This is a genomic window from Micromonospora ferruginea, assembly GCF_013694245.2.
Taxonomy (GTDB): domain Bacteria; phylum Actinomycetota; class Actinomycetes; order Mycobacteriales; family Micromonosporaceae; genus Micromonospora; species Micromonospora robiginosa.
In genome coordinates, this window is the sequence record NZ_CP059322.2 from 584,321 (window position 1) to 601,093 (window position 16,773).

General features: G+C 74.6%; 13 protein-coding genes. 4 read left to right on the forward strand and 9 right to left on the reverse strand.

Annotation, left to right across the window (positions count from 1 at the left end; translation table 11 throughout):
• Positions 1-90: 90 nt before the first annotated feature.
• Positions 91-492: a DUF3040 domain-containing protein gene (locus tag H1D33_RS02835; RefSeq protein WP_181569539.1), complete on the forward strand. Its 402-nt coding sequence runs from the start codon at positions 91-93 to the stop codon at positions 490-492.
• 491 nt (positions 493-983) lie between these two features.
• Here the strand turns inward: H1D33_RS02835 and H1D33_RS02840 are convergent, their stop codons facing one another.
• The 3 genes from H1D33_RS02840 to H1D33_RS02850 are packed head-to-tail and all read right to left on the reverse strand — an operon-like array spanning position 984 to position 5,818.
• Complete coding sequence (locus tag H1D33_RS02840) at positions 984-3,449, reverse strand: transglutaminase TgpA family protein (RefSeq protein ID WP_181569538.1); 2,466 nt, start codon at positions 3,447-3,449, stop codon at positions 984-986.
• A 16-nt stretch (positions 3,450-3,465) separates the two neighbouring features.
• Positions 3,466-4,764 (reverse strand): DUF58 domain-containing protein, encoded by a 1,299-nt coding sequence (locus tag H1D33_RS02845; RefSeq protein WP_181569537.1) that lies wholly within the window; start codon positions 4,762-4,764, stop codon positions 3,466-3,468.
• Position 4,765: 1 nt separating this feature from the next.
• The gene (locus H1D33_RS02850) at positions 4,766-5,818 is read right to left on the reverse strand and encodes an AAA family ATPase (RefSeq protein WP_181569536.1); all 1,053 of its coding nucleotides are present in this window, start codon (positions 5,816-5,818) and stop codon (positions 4,766-4,768) included.
• Between the two features lie 349 nt (positions 5,819-6,167).
• Here H1D33_RS02850 and leuS point away from each other — a divergent pair, with 349 nt between their 5' ends.
• The gene (gene leuS, locus H1D33_RS02855; RefSeq protein WP_181569535.1) at positions 6,168-9,008 is read left to right on the forward strand and encodes a leucine--tRNA ligase; all 2,841 of its coding nucleotides are present in this window, start codon (positions 6,168-6,170) and stop codon (positions 9,006-9,008) included.
• Between the two features lie 50 nt (positions 9,009-9,058).
• On the opposite strand, the gene H1D33_RS02860 is transcribed toward leuS, so the two are convergent.
• Both H1D33_RS02860 and H1D33_RS02865 read right to left on the reverse strand, forming a co-directional pair.
• Positions 9,059-9,850, reverse strand: a complete 792-nt coding sequence (locus tag H1D33_RS02860; RefSeq protein ID WP_220138721.1) for an ABC transporter permease subunit — start codon at positions 9,848-9,850, stop codon at positions 9,059-9,061.
• Complete coding sequence (locus H1D33_RS02865; RefSeq protein ID WP_181569533.1) at positions 9,850-10,755, reverse strand: ABC transporter ATP-binding protein; 906 nt, start codon at positions 10,753-10,755, stop codon at positions 9,850-9,852. The genes H1D33_RS02860 and H1D33_RS02865 overlap by 1 nt, the downstream gene beginning before the upstream one ends.
• Positions 10,756-10,887: 132 nt before the next feature.
• On the opposite strand from H1D33_RS02865, the gene H1D33_RS02870 reads away from it, so the two are divergent.
• Both H1D33_RS02870 and H1D33_RS02875 read left to right on the forward strand, forming a co-directional pair.
• Complete coding sequence (locus tag H1D33_RS02870) at positions 10,888-12,081, forward strand: sensor histidine kinase (protein ID WP_181569532.1); 1,194 nt, start codon at positions 10,888-10,890, stop codon at positions 12,079-12,081.
• Entirely contained in the window at positions 12,078-12,734 is a 657-nt protein-coding gene (locus tag H1D33_RS02875; RefSeq protein WP_181569531.1) for a response regulator, read from the forward strand. The genes H1D33_RS02870 and H1D33_RS02875 overlap by 4 nt, the downstream gene beginning before the upstream one ends.
• 406 nt (positions 12,735-13,140) lie before the next feature.
• On the opposite strand, the gene H1D33_RS02880 is transcribed toward H1D33_RS02875, so the two are convergent.
• The 4 genes from H1D33_RS02880 to H1D33_RS02895 are packed head-to-tail and all read right to left on the reverse strand — an operon-like array spanning position 13,141 to position 16,576.
• The gene (locus tag H1D33_RS02880; protein WP_181569530.1) at positions 13,141-13,902 is read right to left on the reverse strand and encodes a phosphotransferase; all 762 of its coding nucleotides are present in this window, start codon (positions 13,900-13,902) and stop codon (positions 13,141-13,143) included.
• Between the two features lies 1 nt (position 13,903).
• Positions 13,904-14,620 carry a TVP38/TMEM64 family protein gene (locus H1D33_RS02885; RefSeq protein ID WP_181569529.1) on the reverse strand — a complete coding sequence of 239 codons (717 nt, stop codon included), beginning with the start codon at positions 14,618-14,620 and terminating at the stop codon, positions 13,904-13,906.
• Positions 14,617-15,339 (reverse strand): type 1 glutamine amidotransferase, encoded by a 723-nt coding sequence (locus H1D33_RS02890; protein ID WP_181569528.1) that lies wholly within the window; start codon positions 15,337-15,339, stop codon positions 14,617-14,619. The genes H1D33_RS02885 and H1D33_RS02890 overlap by 4 nt, the downstream gene beginning before the upstream one ends.
• Positions 15,329-16,576, reverse strand: a complete 1,248-nt coding sequence (locus tag H1D33_RS02895; RefSeq protein WP_181572936.1) for a MurT ligase domain-containing protein — start codon at positions 16,574-16,576, stop codon at positions 15,329-15,331. The genes H1D33_RS02890 and H1D33_RS02895 overlap by 11 nt, the downstream gene beginning before the upstream one ends.
• Positions 16,577-16,773: the final 197 nt, after the last annotated feature.

A 16,773-nucleotide genomic window follows, 5' to 3' on the forward strand; every position in this document is an offset into this window, starting at 1 on the left:
GGCCCTCGTAGACTTGCGGGTAAGCAGCCGGCTGGCTGCCACGGTCTGTCGGCCCGACCGGGCCGACCAACGTGACCGGGGAGGAGTGCCGTGCCGCTCTCGGAGCACGAGCAGCGGCTGTTCGAGCAGATCGAGCGGTCGCTTGCCGAGGATCCCAAGTTCGCCTCGGCCGTGCGCGCCAGCGACCCGCGCTTCCACGCGCGGCGTCGCGTGCTCGTCGCTGCCGGCGTGGTCGTCGCTGGTCTGGCCCTGTTGATCTACGGGGCCGTGATCAAGATTCCTGCGGTGGCCGTGGCGGGCTTCGTCGTCATGCTGGCCTCGTTGGGCTACGCGGTGCAGTCGCACCGCCGATCCCAGTCGCCCGACCTGCACGTGGTCGGCGGCACGACGACGAGCCGGCGTCGTCCCCGTGGCCGCAGCGGCGGTCGCCGGGGCTCCTTCCTCGACCGGATGGAGGACCGCTGGCGGCAGCGCCCGGAGGGCCACCGCTGACCACGCCCGGTCCCTGACCCGGGCCGGGCGACGACGGGGCCGGCGTGCTCGCCGACACTCGTCGGCGAGCACGCCGGCCCCGTCATGCCCGTGCCCACTTGTGTCTCACTCCGCCGGTGCTCGCCGCACCCGTCCTCGCCGCGCCCGTGCTCGTCCCGGGCCGTTCCGCACCGGGAGTGCCCCCGCCGCCGCCAACCCACGTGCGTCGGCGCATCGCCTTCTCGCCCCGGCTTCATCGATCTTGGAGTTGTGGCGCCCAGATTCGCCCGCTTCACGCCACTAAATGCGGCACCACAACTCCAAGATCGGCGCGGGACTGGCGCATGGGAAGGGCGGCGATCTTGGTACGAAGGTGCCCCCGGAGGGGCTGTTTCGTACCAAGATCTCCAAGCGCCGAGCATCCGCCCTCGTGATCAAGGAGTTCGCGTCAGGAACTCGCGCGGGTGGTCACGCGAAGCCCTTGATCGATGAGGGCTGGTGGGAGTGGTGGGTCAGCGGGCCGGGCGGCCCGCCAGCAGGCGACGCGGGCTCCAGCGGGTCATCCACAGCCGGGCCTGCCCGCTGGTGGTGACCAGCCGGGCCGACCGCTCGGCCAGGGCGGTCCGCCACCGCATCAGCACCGACGGCGGCAGCACCGCCGCCAGCAGCCGGGTACGCCGGTCCGCGCGCGCGGCGAGCGCCCCGCGTACCGTGCGCAGCGCGGGCTGCAACTCGGCTTCGGTGAGCGGCTCGCGGGCGTAGCGGGCCCGCTCCTCGGCCCGGCCCAGCAGCCGCACCCCGGTCGCCGCGCCGGCGTCCTCGACCAGCGCCTCCCGGGTCAACCGCTCGGCGGTCGCCCGCGGGGTCTCGGTGCCGTCGACCGGGACGTGGAAGTCCACCAGCGTGTCCAGCAACTCGTCCCAGGCGGCGTGCGCGTCGGCGCGGGCCGCCTCGGCGTCCACCCCGACCACGATCTCGCGGGCCACGCCCCGTTGACCGGGTACGGCCACCGCGGTGGCGGTCGGCGCGGTCGCCCGGACCCGGCGCCGGCGACGCAGCGCCGAGCGGCGCAGGGCCGGCAGGGCGAGCAGCGCCAGCAGCGCGAGCGCCCCGGCCAGCCACCACGGCCAGACCGCGTCCCGCTGGGTCGGACCGCTCTCGCCGACCGCCAGACCCTGGTCGGCGTCCTTGTCGAGCCGGTCCGGCTCGTTCGGCCCGGCCGACGGGTTCGCCGCGTCGGGCGCGGCGCTGCTGCCCGGCGCCGGGGCGATCTCCTCCGGCGCGTCGGTGTCCGGGGCCCAGGTGGACCGGACCGAGCCGGGGATGCTGGCGGCCGGGGTGGCGTCGAACGGCACCCAGCCGATCCCGCCGAAGTAGACCTCGGTCCAGGCGTGCAGGTTCTGGTTGGTCAGCACGTACGTGCCACCGTCGACGTTGCTGCCGTTGGTGAACCCGACCGCCACCCGGGCCGGCACACCGGCGGCCCGCACCAGCCAGGCCATCGCGGCGGCGTACTGCTGGCAGTAGCCGACCTTGGTGGCGAGGAAGTCGGTGATGTCCGCGCCGCTGCTGCCGTTGCGGGTGGAGAGCGCGTAGGTGAAGCCGTTCTCCACCGAGAAGTAGTCGTAGACCGCCCGGACCTTGTCGTAGTTGGTCTCCTTGCCCCGGGTGAGCCGATCCACCAGCCGGTCGACGTCCGGGATCGTCGGCGTGGCGGTCTGCTGCCGCATCACCGCGCTCTCCGACGGCGGGGCCGGCGCGGCGCGCAGCGCCCCCGGGCTGAACGTCGACCGCACGTAGTCGAACGAGTAGCGCTTGCCGCGCGCGTTGTCCCGGTTGGAGAAGACCACCTGCTGGTTGGGGTCGTAGCGCCAGTTGCCGTTCAGGTCCTCGGTGCGGACCGGCTCGGCGTAGACCGGCAGCAGCGGCATGTTGAGGTTCTTCGTCACCTCGACCGTGGCCCGGTAGGTGCGCTGCTCGACCCCGCGGGGGGAGCGCTCGGCCGGGTCGGGCAGGTCGCGGGTGACCGGCTGCCCGGTCGGCACGCGGGCCTGGAAGCCGCTCGGCCGCAGGTCGTCCACCACGCCCAGGCGCAGGTAGAACGGGTTGGGCTCGTTGGTGGTGACCTTGACCAGGTCGAATCGTTCGCTCTGGTTGAGCTGGCCGCTCAGCGCGGCGAACAGGTCGATCCGGCCGGTGCTGCCGCCCTGGCCGGGGCGTCCGGTGCCGTCGCCGGGGCCGGCGCCGACGTTGCTCATCAGGCCGCCGGTCATCCCCGGCACCGCCAGCGGCAGCACCACCGCCACCAGCACGCCGACCACGGCCAGCCGGCGACCCGCCGCGGCCAGCGGCGACGCCTCCCAGACGTCGACGTCGCGCCCCTCGCCGGTGAACCGGCGGCCGAACCGGCGCACCCGGTCGACGTTGTCGGTCACCAGCAGCCACAGGTAGCCGGCGGCGCCCACCACGAACGGGGTGGCGGGGACGCTGTCCACGTAGACCGCCACCGGCACCGAGTAGATGGCCAGCATCGGCAGCCCGGCCAGCGCCGGCCGGCGCAGCCCGACCGCGAGCACGTCGACCACCACGGCCACCGCGCCGATGCCGAGCACGGCGAGGAAGAGCAGCGAGTCGACGTCGGGAACCTTGACGCCGTACGCGCGCATGTCCTGCAACGAGGTCTGGAGCAGGTCGCCGAAGTGGGCGAACGTGGCCGGGGTGGGCACGAACGCGAGCAGCTCGGTGCCGCCGGGGAAGACCCACGTCAGGCCGAGGGTCAGGCCGGCCAGCATGGCCAGTAGCTGACCCCACAGCGGGAACCGGCCCAACCGGCTCAGCGCCGCCGCGCCGGCCACCACGGAGACCACGATGGCCGCCTGGACCAGCCACGTCCAGCGCTCGAAGATCGCCGACAGCGGTGCCGCCGCCAGCAGGGTCGCCGCGGCGGCGACGAAACCGATGTTGCGGTGCGGGGTCACCGAATCGTCCTTCCGGTCATCGCATGCCGCCGGCGACCGTCTCGGCCAGCGCCGCCCGCAGGGCGAAGCCCTGGGAGCCGCGGCCGGCCTGCGGCCACAGCGCCGGCAGCCGGTTGCCGTGCTCCACCCCGATGACCCGCCAGCCGCTCTGCAGCAGGGCGAGGGCGGAGCTGCCGTGCGACCGCTCCGCCTCGACCCGGGCCTTGGGTGGCAGGTTCAGCCAGGTGTTGCTGTCGAGCAGGAACGCCACGCAGGTGGCGCCGTTGCCACGCAGCCCGGCCAGCAGCTCCGCCTCGGCATCGCCGAGCGTGCCGAACAACGCGATGATCAGGCCGCCGTCGGCCCGCTGCCGGACCTGCTGCACCAGCGTGGTGATCTCGCCGCGCCGGTCCAGGTGCACCTCGGCGAGATGGTCGAGAAGCACCCCCTCGCCGCCGGCCTCGGTGGCATCGACGTCCACGCCGTTGCCGGTGACCAGGCGCAGCTTGTAGCCGGCCTGACGCAGGTGCACGGCGATGCTGGCGGCGGCCGAGACGGACCACTCGAAACTGGCCGTCGGCCCCTCGCCGCGGTGGCCGCCGGCCCGGGTGTCCAGCACCACGGTGGCCCGGCTCTCCCACGGCTGCTCCTCGCGGCGCACCATCAGCTCACCGGTGCGCGCGGTGGACTTCCAGTGCACCCGGCGCAGGTCGTCGCCCATCCGGTACTCCCGGGTGGCGGCGTCGTCCTCGCCGTGCACCGCGACCGAGCGGGCCCGGCTGTCGCCGCTGCCGGCGTACTCGCCCGGCAGCCGCACCGAGGGCAGCGGGGTGACCTGCGGGATCACGGTGAGGTGGTCGGTGCTGGGGAACGACCGGGTCAGCTCGCACAGCCCGAACGGGTCGGTCAGCCGGATCACCAGCGGGCCCACCTCGTAGCGGCCGCGCACGTCGGCGCGGACCGTGTACGCCACGGAGCTGGCCTGGTGCGCGCCGAGCCGTTCCAGCACCACCCGGGGCCGGCTGCCCAGCGCGTAGGGCAGGCGGTCCTCCAGCAGCAGGGTGCCGGTGGGCAGCCGGGACAGGTTCTGCAGCCGCAGCACCACCCGGGAGCTGGAGCCGACCGGCACCCGGTGCGGCTCCAGCGTGCGGTGACAGGCGAGCTTGTAGCGGCTGCGTCCCACGTACGCGGCGGCGAGCAGCGGCAGGACGGCGAGCAGGACGGCCACCCGGAGCAGGTCCTTCTCGCCGAGGATGGCGGCGGAGATCGCGGCGGCGACCGCGGCCGCCAGGAAGGATCGGCCGCGGGTGGTCAGCCCACGCAGGCCGTCACGCACGTCACGGCCTCCGTGGCTCGTACGGCCCGCGGCCGTTGCCGCCCCCGGGCCGGGTGTCGTACGGGGAACGCTGCCGGTCGTGCGGCAACGGCAGGCGGTGCACCAGCTCGGACACGATCGCGTCGGTGGTGCGGCGGGCCAGTTGCGCGTCCGCCGTCGGGATGATGCGGTGCGCCAGCACCGGCACCGCGAGCGCCTGCAGGTCGTCCGGGAGGACGTAGTCGCGGCCCTCCAGGGCGGCCACCGCGCGGGCGGTGCGCAGCAGTTGCAGGGTGGCCCGCGGGGACGCGCCGAGTCGCAGGTCGGGCGCCTCGCGGGTGGCGGTCACCAGCGCGATCGCGTACTGCTTGACGGCGTCCGCGACGTGCACCTGGCGGACGTGGCCGATCAGCCGGCGCACGGTGGCCGCGTCGGAGACCGGCCGCAGCCCGGACAGCGGGTCGGTGGCGCCGTGCCCGTCGAGCATGGCCAGCTCGGCGTTCGGGTCCGGGTAGCCCATCGCGATGCGGGCGGTGAACCGGTCCCGCTGCGCCTCGGGCAGCGGGTAGGTCCCCTCCATCTCGATCGGGTTCTGCGTCGCGATCACCATGAACGGGGTCTGGAGCTGGTAGGTCACCCCGTCGACCGTGACCTGCCGCTCCTCCATGCACTCCAGCAGCGCCGACTGGGTCTTCGGCGAGGCCCGGTTGATCTCGTCGCCGACGACCAGGTTGGCGAAGACCGCGCCGGGGCGGAACTCGAAGTCGTGGGTCTCCTGGTTGTAGACGCTGACGCCGGTGACGTCGCTCGGCAGGAGGTCGGGGGTGAACTGGATGCGGCGGACCGAGCAGTCGATGGACCGGGCCATCGCCTTGGCGAGCTTGGTCTTGCCGACGCCGGGCACGTCCTCGATGAGCAGGTGACCCTCGGCGAGCAGCACCGCCAGGGCGAGCCGGACGGTGGCCGTCTTACCCTCGATGACCTGCTCGATGTTGGCCACGATGGCCTCGCTGGCGGCACGGAACTCGTCGTGCGGCAGCAGACCGCCCACCTCGTCCCAGGTCTGTTGTGTCACGGGCCTCCTCCTCGTCGCCGGAACGGCAGCTCTGTATAGAGCACCTGGACCCGCCGTTGGGTTCGCGACGCCGAGCCTCGTCTGCCGCACGCATCTCACTGGCCTCTCAGGCTAACCATGTTTGTCGCTATCGCCGACTCCCGCAGGTGGTCGGTCGGTTACGCCCGGAATATTCGCCGGACGGGGGACCGAGGTACACTGCGACGCATGGCCGGAGTCTTCCTGCTTCTTACCGAGCCGTGCTGATGCGCTGAACGCGCGACAGCACGGCCGCCCCTCCTGCGCGAGGGGTTTTTTTGTGCCCGAAGCAGACCTCCACCACCTGACCCGACCGCGCCGAGGAGACGCCATGAGTGAGGCAGCCGCACCGGCCACCGACATTCCCCCGTTCCGCTACACCGCCGCCCTGGCCGACGAGATCGAGCGCCGCTGGCAGGACACCTGGGAACGGGACGGCACCTTCCACGCGCCGAACCCGACCGGCCCGCTGGCCGACCCGGGCCACCCGCGCGCCGGCGCGGAGAAGCTGTACGTGCTGGACATGTTCCCCTATCCCTCCGGCGCCGGCCTGCACGTCGGCCACCCGCTGGGCTACATCGGCACCGACTGCTACGCCCGCTACCAGCGGATGATCGGGCGCAACGTGCTGCACGCGATGGGCTTCGACGCGTTCGGCCTGCCGGCCGAGCAGTACGCGGTGCAGACCGGCACCCACCCGCGGACCACCACGGTCGCCAACATCGAGCGGTACAAGGCGCAGCTACGCCGGCTGGGGCTGGGCCACGACGAGCGGCGCTCGGTGGCGACCATCGACACCGACTTCTACCGCTGGACCCAGTGGATCTTCCTGCAGGTCTTCAACTCCTGGTACGACGCGGACGCGAAGCGGGCCCGGCCGGTCGCCGAGCTGATCGCCGAGTTCGAGGGTGGGAACCGGCCCACCCCGGACGGCCGGCCGTGGGCCGAGCTGACCGTCGCCGAGCGTCGCCGCGTCGTCGACGACCACCGGCTGGCGTACGTCTCGCAGGCGCCGGTGAACTGGTGCCCGGGGCTGGGCACCGTGCTGGCCAACGAGGAGGTCACCGCCGACGGCCGCTCCGAGCGGGGCAACTTCCCGGTCTTCAAGCGCAACCTGAAGCAGTGGATGATGCGGATCACCGCGTACGGCGACCGGCTGCTGGACGACCTGGACACGCTGGACTGGCCGGAGCCGATCAAGCTGCAGCAGCGCAACTGGATCGGCCGCTCGACCGGCGCGCACATCGACTTCCCGACCACGGCCGGCCCGGTGCGGGTGTTCACCACCCGGCCGGACACGATCTTCGGCGCCACCTACATGGTGCTGGCGCCCGAGCACGAGCTGGTCGACGCGCTGGTGCCGGCCGCCTGGCCGGACGGGACGAAGGACGCCTGGACCGGCGGGCACGCGAGCCCGCGCGCGGCCGTCGAGGCGTACCGCAAGGCCGCCGCGGCACGGACGGACGTGGAGCGGCAGTCGGACAGCCGGGAGAAGACCGGCGTCTTCGTCGGCGCCTGGGCGACCAACCCGGCGACCGGCGGGCAGGTCCCGATCTTCGTCGCCGACTACGTGCTGGCCGGCTACGGCACCGGCGCGATCATGGCGGTGCCCGCCCAGGACGAGCGGGACTGGGACTTCGCCGAGGTCTTCGACCTGCCGATCGTGCGAACGGTGGCGCCGCCGGAGGGCTTCGACGGCAAGGCGTTCACCGGCGACGGGCCGGCGGTCAACAGCGCCGCCCCGGAGCGCGGCGTCGACCTGGACGGCCTGGGCGTGACCGAGGCCAAGGCCCGGATCATCGAGTGGCTGGAGGCGAACGGGCACGGCGCGGGCGCGGTCACCTGGCGGCTGCGCGACTGGCTGTTCTCCCGGCAGCGTTACTGGGGCGAGCCGTTCCCGATCGTCTACGACGAGACCGGGGCGCCGATCGCGCTGCCGGAGTCGATGCTGCCGGTCGAGCTGCCCGAGGTGGACCACTTCTCGCCGAAGACGTTCGACCCGGAGGACGCGCAGAGCAACCCGGAGACCCCGCTGTCACGGCGGCGCGACTGGGTCGAGGTCGAGCTGGACCTGGGTGACGGGCCGAAGCGCTACACCCGGGAGACCAACGTGATGCCGCAGTGGGCCGGCTCCTGCTGGTACGAGCTGCGCTACCTGGACCCGACCAACTCCGGCCGCTTCGTGGACCCGGAGAACGAGGCGTACTGGATGGGGCCGCGGCGGCCCGGCGACTGCGGGGGCACCGACCTGTACGTCGGCGGGGCGGAGCACGCCGTGCTGCACCTGCTGTACGCCCGCTTCTGGCACAAGGTGCTGTTCGACCTGGGGCACGTGTCGTCGTTCGAGCCGTTCCGCAAGCTGTTCAACCAGGGCATGATCCAGGCGTACGCGTTCGTCGACCCCCGGGGCGCCTACGTGCCCGCCGAGGAGGTCGTCGAGGTCGACGGCCGCTGGTTCCACGGCGAGACCGAGGTCCGGCGCGAGTACGGCAAGATGGGCAAGTCGCTGAAGAACGTGGTCACCCCGGACGACATGTGCGCGGCCTACGGCGCCGACACGTTCCGGGTGTACGAGATGTCGATGGGCCCGCTGGAGGTGTCCCGGCCCTGGGAGACCCGGGCGGTGGTCGGCTCGTACCGGTTCCTGCAGCGGGTGTGGCGTGCGGTCGTGGACGAGCGGACCGGCGGCTCGCGGGTCACCGACGCGCCGGCCGACGAGGCGACCCGGCGGCTGCTGCACCGGGTGGTCGACGGGGTCCGCGCCGACATGGACGGGATCCGCTTCAACACCGCGATCGCCAAGCTGATCGAGCTGACCAACGGCCTGACCCAACTGGCCGAGACGCCGCGTGAGGTGGCCGAGCCGCTGGTGCTGATGGTCGCCCCGTTCGCCCCGCACCTGGCCGAGGAGCTGTGGCGCCGGCTGGGCCACGACACCTCGCTGGCGTACGCGGACTTCCCGGTCGCCGATCCGGCGCTGCTGGTGGCCGAGTCGGTGACCTACCCGGTGCAGGTCAACGGCAAGGTCCGCGGCCGGATCGAGGTGGCGGCCGACGCGTCCGAGGAGGCGGTCCGGGCGGCCGCGCTGGAGGCCGTCGCCGGCGCGCTGGCCGGCAAGGAGCCGCGCAAGGTGATCGTGGTGAAGGGCCGGATGGTCTCGGTCGTCGCCTGAGGCCGGTCCGTGGGCGCGCCCCGGTGCGGGCGCGCCCACCCACCGGCGGCTCAGGGTTCGCGGCGGTGCACGACGACCGCGGCGAGCACCGCGGCGGCCACCGGCCAGGCGGCGTACACCGCCCAGGACCCGGGCACGGTCGCCACGTGCAGGTTCGGCAGCACGTACGGGTTCCCGACCAGGCGTTCCCAGGCCGGCACCGGCAGCGCGTTGTGGATCGCCGCGCTCCACCGCCGGTCGATGTCGAAGGCCAGCGGGGCGAGCAGCAGCAGCGTCGTGGTGACCACGACCGCCGGGGCGGTGTGCCGCACCAGGGCGCCGACGCCGAACCCGATGAGCGCGCAGACCGGCAGCAGCAGCGTCGAGGCGACCACGGCGCGCAACGCCCCCGGGTCGCCGATCGACAGGCCCGCGTCCCGGTCGGCGAGGATCGTCTGAGACACCCAGAAGGAGGCGGCGGCGGCCACCGCGCCGACCGCCAGCATGACGGCGGCCAGCACCGCGATCTTGGCGGCGACCACGGCCCGACGGTCCGGCACGGCGAGGAACGTGGTGCGGATCTGACCGCTGGCGTACTCGCCGGCGATCATGACCGCGCCGACCGCCCCGGCCGCGAGCATGACGAACAGCCAGCCCTCCTCGGGGAAGGCGTCGTGGAGCGGGTCGAAGGCGGCCCGCCGCTCGGCCGGGTAGTCCGGCCAGTTGTGGTGGTCGCCGAGCGCGGCCCGGGCGCTGAACAGGACCGCCGAGACGGCGATCAGCGCCAGCGCCCCGTACGTGGAGCGCAGCGACCACAGCTTGATCCACTCGGCGGCGAGCAGGTCACGGAAACGGGCGCGCATCATCGGCCTCCGGCGGCGTAGTCGAGTCGGTCGGCGGTGAGCGCCATGAACGCCTCCTCCAGCGAGGCGGCGTCGGCGTGCAGCCCGTACACCACGACACCGGCCCGCAGGGCCAGCTCACCGATCCGCCCGGCGGGCAGGCCGGTGACCGTGAGGCCGTCGCCGTCCCGGGTGACGACGCCGCCGGCCGCCGTGAGCGCGGCGTCGAGCGCGTCCGGATCGGGCGTCCGCACGACTACCCGGTCGTGCGCGGTGCGGGCGGCGAACGCGGCCAGGCTCTCGTCGACGAGCAGTTCACCCCGCCCGATGACCACGAGGTGGTCGGCGGTCTGCGCCATCTCGCTCATCAGGTGGCTGGAGACCAGCACGGTGCGGCCCTCGGCGGCGAGTCGCCGGAACAGCCCGCGCACCCAGCGCACCCCCTCCGGGTCGAGACCGTTGAAGGGCTCGTCGAACAGCAGCACCGGTGGGTCGCCGAGCAGCGCGGCGGCGATGCCGAGGCGCTGGCGCATGCCGAGCGAGAAGCCGCCGATCCGGCGTCCGGCGACCTCGGCCAGGCCGACCTGGTCCAGCACCTCGCCCACCCGGGCGCGGGGGAGTCCGTTGCTGCGGGCCAGCGCCGCCAGGTGCGCCCGCGCGCTTCGCCCGCCGTGCACGTCGCCGGCGTCCAGCAGCGCGCCCGCGTACCGCAGCCCTCGTGGCCGGCCGGCGAACGGCCGCCCGTCCACCAGGGCGGTGCCGCTCGTCGGCCGGTGCAGGCCGAGGACGAGCCGGAGCGTGGTGGACTTGCCGGCGCCGTTCGGTCCGAGGAAACCGGTGACGTGTCCGGGCCGGACGGTGAGGGTCAGTCGGTCGACGGCTGTCGTCCCGCCGTACCGCTTGGTGAGGTCCCTGAGCTCGATCATGGCTTCGACGCTCCCGTGTCCCGGCCGCCGGGTCGTCGTGCCGGGGACCACACCCGGCCGGTGGGACCCCGCCCCCGGGCGTACGCCCCCGGGCCGATGACCGGGCGGCCGGCCGCTGGCTACGGTGTGCCCATGGAGGCGGTCGTCCCGCGTCCGCGCGTCGTGGCCCGACGGGTGCGGACGGTCCTGATCTGGTCCGCGGTGGCGTTGCTGCCGGTGGCGTTGCTGCTCGCGGCCACCTCCGGTGCCGGCGGCCCGGTGCTCGTCGTGCCCACCCCCGACCACAGCGTGCCCGGGCTGCCGTTGCGCTACCTCGTGCCGGTCCTGGCCGTGCTGCTGCCCGCCGGCCTGCTGCGTCGCCGACCGTTGCTCGCCCTCGGTCTCATGCTCGCCGGGGCGTCGCTGGTCACCGCCACCACCAACGCGTGGGAGCAGGGCTACCTGGCCGGCCTGTGGTATCTGCAGTTCCTCGTCGTGGACGTGATGCTCGGCGCGGTCGCGGCCCGTGGGCCGCGTCGGGCGTCGGTGCCCGCGGCGGTCATGGTGCTTCTGGTGCAGGTGGCCGCCGCCTTCGTGAACCCGGCCGCGGGCGCGCTGGACCGGGCCACGCTCTCCGTGCCGGCGGTCCTCGCGGCGTGGGTGGTGGGCAACTCGGTGCTGGCCCGCCGCGCGCACGCCGAGCAGGTGCGGGCGCACACCGCCGCCGAGGCGGTCACCGCCGAACGGCTGCGCCTCGCCCGGGAACTGCACGACGTGGTGGCGCACAGCATCGGGGTGATCGCCATCCAGGCGGGCGTGGGCGCCCGGGTCATCGACAGCCAACCCGCGCAGGCGCGGGCCGCGCTCACCACCATCGAGACGACCAGCCGGGAGACCCTGGCCGGGCTCCGTCGTACCCTCGGCGCGCTGCGCCGCCCGGACGGCGCGGCGGCGTCGCTGGACCCCACGCCCGGACTGTCCGACCTGGACCGGCTGGTCGGGGCCGGGGCCGACGCCGGGGTACGGGTGACGCTGACCGTCGACGGCGAGCCGGGCCCGCTGCCGGCCGAGGTGGAGCTGGCCGTGTACCGGATCGTGCAGGAGGCACTGACCAACGTGGTACGCCACGCGCGGGTCGACAGGTGCCGGGTGACCGTGCGGCACGCGCCGGACGGGGTACGCGTCGAGGTGGTCGACGAGGGTCGCGGCGGCCCGGTCGGCGGCGAGGGCCACGGGATCGTCGGCATGCGGGAGCGGGCCGCGCTGCTCGGCGGCCGGTGCGTCGCCGGGCCACGCCCGGAGGGCGGCTTCCGGGTCGACGCGGTGCTGCCGGTGGGTCCGGCGTGACGATCCGGGTGCTTCTCGTCGACGACCAGCCGCTGGTGCGCGCCGGCCTGCGGGTGCTCATGACCGACGCACCGGACCTGGTGGTCGTCGGCGAGGCGGGAACCGGCGCCGAGGCGGTCCGCTCGGCGCGGGAACTGGCGCCCGACGTGGTGCTGATGGACCTGCGGATGCCCGGCACCGACGGGATCGCGGCCACCCGGGACATCGTCGCGGCCGGTGGAGCCACCCGGGTACTGGTGCTCACCACCTTCGACGACGACGAGCACGTGCACGCGGCGCTGCGCGCCGGGGCGAGCGGCTTCCTGGTCAAGGACATGGCCCTGGAGGAGATCCTGGGCGCGGTGCGGGTGGTGGCGGCCGGCGACGCGTTGATCGCGCCCGGCGTCACCCGGCGGCTGCTCGCCGAGTTCGCCCGCCGGCCCGCGCCGGCGCCCCGCCCTCGTAACCTGCCCGGTGTCACCGACCGGGAGCGGGAGGTGCTCGGTCTGGTGGCGCGCGGGTTGTCCAACGCGGAGATCGCGGCGGAGCTGGTGATCAGCCCGGCCACCGCCAAGGCGCACGTGGCCCGGCTCTTCACCAAGTTGGACGCCCGCGACCGGGTGCACCTGGTGATCGCCGCCTACGAGGCCGGCCTGGTCGTGCCGCCGCGCTGACCGGATCCCGCCGGGCGGACCGACCAGCCGCGCGGTGCCGCCGCTCCGGGCGGTCGCGCGGTCGGGCCGTCGGGCGGTCGCGCGGTCGGGCGGTCGGGCGGTAGCGCCGTCGGGCGGTCGGGCCGTCGGGCCGTCGGGCGGTAGGGCGGTCGGCGGTACCCACCCGGCCCTGGGGCCGCTGGCTGGTGCCTTTCGAGCTGATGGCGTCAACGACTCACGCGTTGCCCGAGCGGGCCTGGGCGCCCTGAGTCGTTTCTGATGTCAGCTCCAAAGGCGTCGCGGAGGTGACGGGCGGCGACCAGCGATCAGTGGCCCGCCCGGTGGTGTCGGTGCCGCCGCCGGTCGGGGCGGGCTGCTCCCGACCGCGCCGTCGCCGGACCGCCGGTGGCCCTGCCGTGCCGGGAACTCACCCCGTGCCCAGCGCGGCCTCAATCGTCGGGCGGTGCCGGCACAGCCAGTCGCGCCAACCGCGCACCGTCTCGACCACGCCCGCGGCGCGCAGCCGGCGCATCGCGGGCTCGCCTCGGTCGGCGCCGGCGGCGATGCCCCGCCAGGTGCCCTCGACCTGGTCGATCAGGACACCGGTCAGCTCGTCGCGGGGCAGCAGGCGGCCGCTCGGCCCCTCGTAGGCGTCGCAGAGCAGCCGGCAGCGGCGGCCCAGCTCGGCCGGGTCGGCGTCGCCGCCGAGGGTGGCCCAGTGCCAGCCGGCGAACGCGACGTCCTCGATCCGTCGGCCGGGGCCGGCGAGGTCCCAGTCCAGCAGCGTCACCGGCACGGGACCGGCCGCGCCGGCCCGGTAGACCGTGTTCTTCGGCGACAGGTCCCGGTGGCAGACCGTCTCCGCGTCGCCGGCCAGGACGGTCCCGGCGCAGGCGTCGTGCACCGCGCGGATCAGCCCGGCCAGGTGGGTGAGCGCGGCGTCGGAGAAGAAGGCCGGGTCCTCCCGGTCGCGCCAGGGGACCAGCCCGTCGACGTGCGAGAGCACCTGCCGCCCCCGCTCGTCAGTGCCGAGGTACGCGGGCGCGACGCCGGGCGCGGTCGCCGCCAGGTGACGCAGCAGCGCGGCGGCGAAGTCGGCGTCGGCCGGTGGCGTGCGACGGACCGTGTCGCCGAGCCGGACCACCTCGGCGACGAACCCGCCGGGCATCGCCTCCCCGCCGTCGGCCACGTCAGCTCGGGCCCAGCCGGCGCTGCCGCTCGGCCCGCCACCACCGGTGGATGATGAGCACGCTGGCGATCAGGCCGAGGCTGGCCGGGGCGGCGGCGTACCAGTTGATCGAGCCGGGGCTGCTCACCGCCGCGCCGATCGCGGCGTAGCCGATGGCGGTGGGGGCAGAGGCGATCACGCTGCCGGCCAGGAACGGCAGCACCCGCGCCCCGGTGGTGCCGTAGCCGTAACTGACCAGCCCGAAGCCGGCGATCGGCAGCAGCCGCACGGTGATCACCCCGAACACGCTCTGCCGGGCGAACCAGCCGTCGAGCCGGGCCAGCCGGCCGCGGACCCGCTCGGCCACGAAGTCGCGGCCCAGCAGCCGGCCGACCGCGAAGCCGAGCGCCGCCGCGAGCAGCGCCGCGCCGAGCGCGTACGCGGCGCCCTGCACCGGGCCGAAGATCGCGCCGGAGGCCAGCGTGACGAACGTCCGGGGCACCAGCGCCACCAGCAGCAGCGCGCCGCCGACGACGGCCGCGACCGGGGCGTAGCCGCCGAGCGTGTCGGCGAGCCGGGGCAGGTCGGCCGCGTCCGGCCGGGGCACCACCAGCAGCGTGACCGCGAACGCGGCGAGCAGCAGGAGCAACAGCCCGAACCGGCGCGCCGACGGCTGCCTGAGCAGCCCGACGAGCCGGCGGGTCACCGGTCGCCGCCCCGGTCGGGCGGCGCCGGTCATGCCCGGGCGGCGGCGGCCACCGCGTTGCGGCGCTCGGACCGGAGCCGGTCGGCCCAGGTGTCGTCGAGCGGGGGGAGCTGGTGGATGCCGGTGGCCCAGCGCAGCAGCAGGTCGGCCAGGTCGGGGTTGCGGGCCAGCGCCGGACCGTGCGAATAGGTGCCGAGCAGCTTGCCCCGCCAGGCGCCCTCGGTGGCGCCGTCGTTGCCGACCCCGGCGGTCACCCGGGCCAGCGGCGACACGCCCGGGCCGAGGTGGGTGCGTCCACCGTGGTTCTCGAACCCGCTCAGGTGCGGGACGCCCAGCCGGGGGTCGACCTCGCCGGCCAGCTCGCCGACCGCCCGGGTCGGGCCCCGGTCGGAGGAGAGGTCGAGCAGCTCCAGGCCGGTGCAGCGGGTGCCCTTGGCGAAGAAGGAGGTGCCGAGCAACTGGTAGCCGGCGCAGACGCCGAACACCACCGACCCCTGGGCCACCGCCCGGTGCAGGCCGCCGTCGGCGAGCAGCCGCTGGGCGCCCAGCGCCTGCGGGCCGTCCTCGCCGCCGCCGATCAGGTAGATGTCGGCGGTGGCGGGCAGCCGCTGGTCGGAGCGGACCTCCAGCATCTCGACGGGCATGCCGCGCAACTGGGCGCGGCGGGCCAGGATCAGCGCGTTGCCCCGGTCGCCGTAGGTGGACAGCAGGTCGGGATAGACCCAGACGATGCGCAGGCTCTCAGTTGACACGGTCCAGCTCCGCTCGGATGTCCTGGAAGGCGGTGTAGTTGGCGATGACCTCCAGCCGGCCCGGCGGCACCGCCCGGACCGCCTTGTCGAACGTCCGCACGTGCCGGAACGGCACGCCGTTGACGTCGAGGCGCACCGCCAGGTCGTACGCCCGGTCGCCGGTGATCAGCACCTGCCGCCCCGCCAGCGGCGAGAAGTCGACGTCGAACAGCCATGACGTGTCCAGCCCGTCGGGGTCACGCGCGTTGATCGAGAGCAGGGTCGGCGCGACGTCGGCCATGTCGAACGCCTCCAGCCAGCTCGCCGGGTTCTTGGCCAGCAGCAGCCGGATGTTGCGCCCGTCCCGCTCCACCTGGGCGTAGCGGCCGGCCACCGAGGTGACCGTGCCCAGCCGGGAGACCGCGTCCACCGGGCGTACGCCGAACTCGGCGGCGACCGCGAGCGCGGTGGCCGCGTTGCCGAGGTTGACCTTGCCGGGGAGCTGGAGCTGGATCTTGTGCCAGGCGCCGGTGGGGTCGAGCACCCCGTCGTCCTCGACCGTCCACTGCGGCTCGGGGCGGCGCAGCGGGCAGCCGGTGCACCACCACTGCCCGCCGGAGCGCTGGATGGTGGAGCCGCACTCGGGGCAGACCCACGAGTCGTCGTGCCAGCGCTGGCCGGCGCTGAACCAGGTGACGTGCGGCGGCACGTGACCCTGGGCCGGGTCGGCGGGCGGCGTCGAGGCCCAGACCACCATCGGGTCGTCGGCGTTGGCGACCACCCGCACCTTCGGGTGCCGGACCAGCGCGGCGCGCCAGAGCTGCGCCATCATGGCGACCTCCTTGGCGCGGTCGAGCTGGTCGCGGGAGAGGTTGAGCAGCGCCACCACGTGCGGCTCGGTCGCCTCCAGCACCTGGGCCAGGTAGTGCTCGTCCACCTCCAGCACGGCGTAGGGCGTGCTGCCGGCCTTGGCCAGCGCCGAGGTGTGCCCGGTGGGCATGTTGGCGCCGAAGGCGTTGGAGGCGACCCGGCCCAGCACGCCGACCGCGGCGGTGGTCAGCCGGGTGGTGGTGGTCTTGCCGTTGGTGCCGGACACCAGGGCGATGGCGCGCCCGGCCGAGAGGTGGGCGAGCAGGTCGGGATCGATCTTGAGGCCGATCCAGCCGCCGATCACCGAGCCGTCGCCACGACCCGCGGCCCGCGACAGCGCCGCGGCGGTGCGCGACACGGAGCTGGCCACCTTTGCCCGCATGGGCATCTTCGCGTCCGTCACCCGAGCGAGGTTACCGGACCACGACCGCCGCCAGATCGCCGCCGACGGCGAACCGTTCGGGCGGGGACGGCGCGGTGGACGGCCGGAGCGTCCTCCTCCGGACGGCGGCGGTCGATGTCGGGTACTGGACGCCCGGCGGGGCCGTCCACCCCCTCCACTCCGCCCCACCCGCATTGACGTGC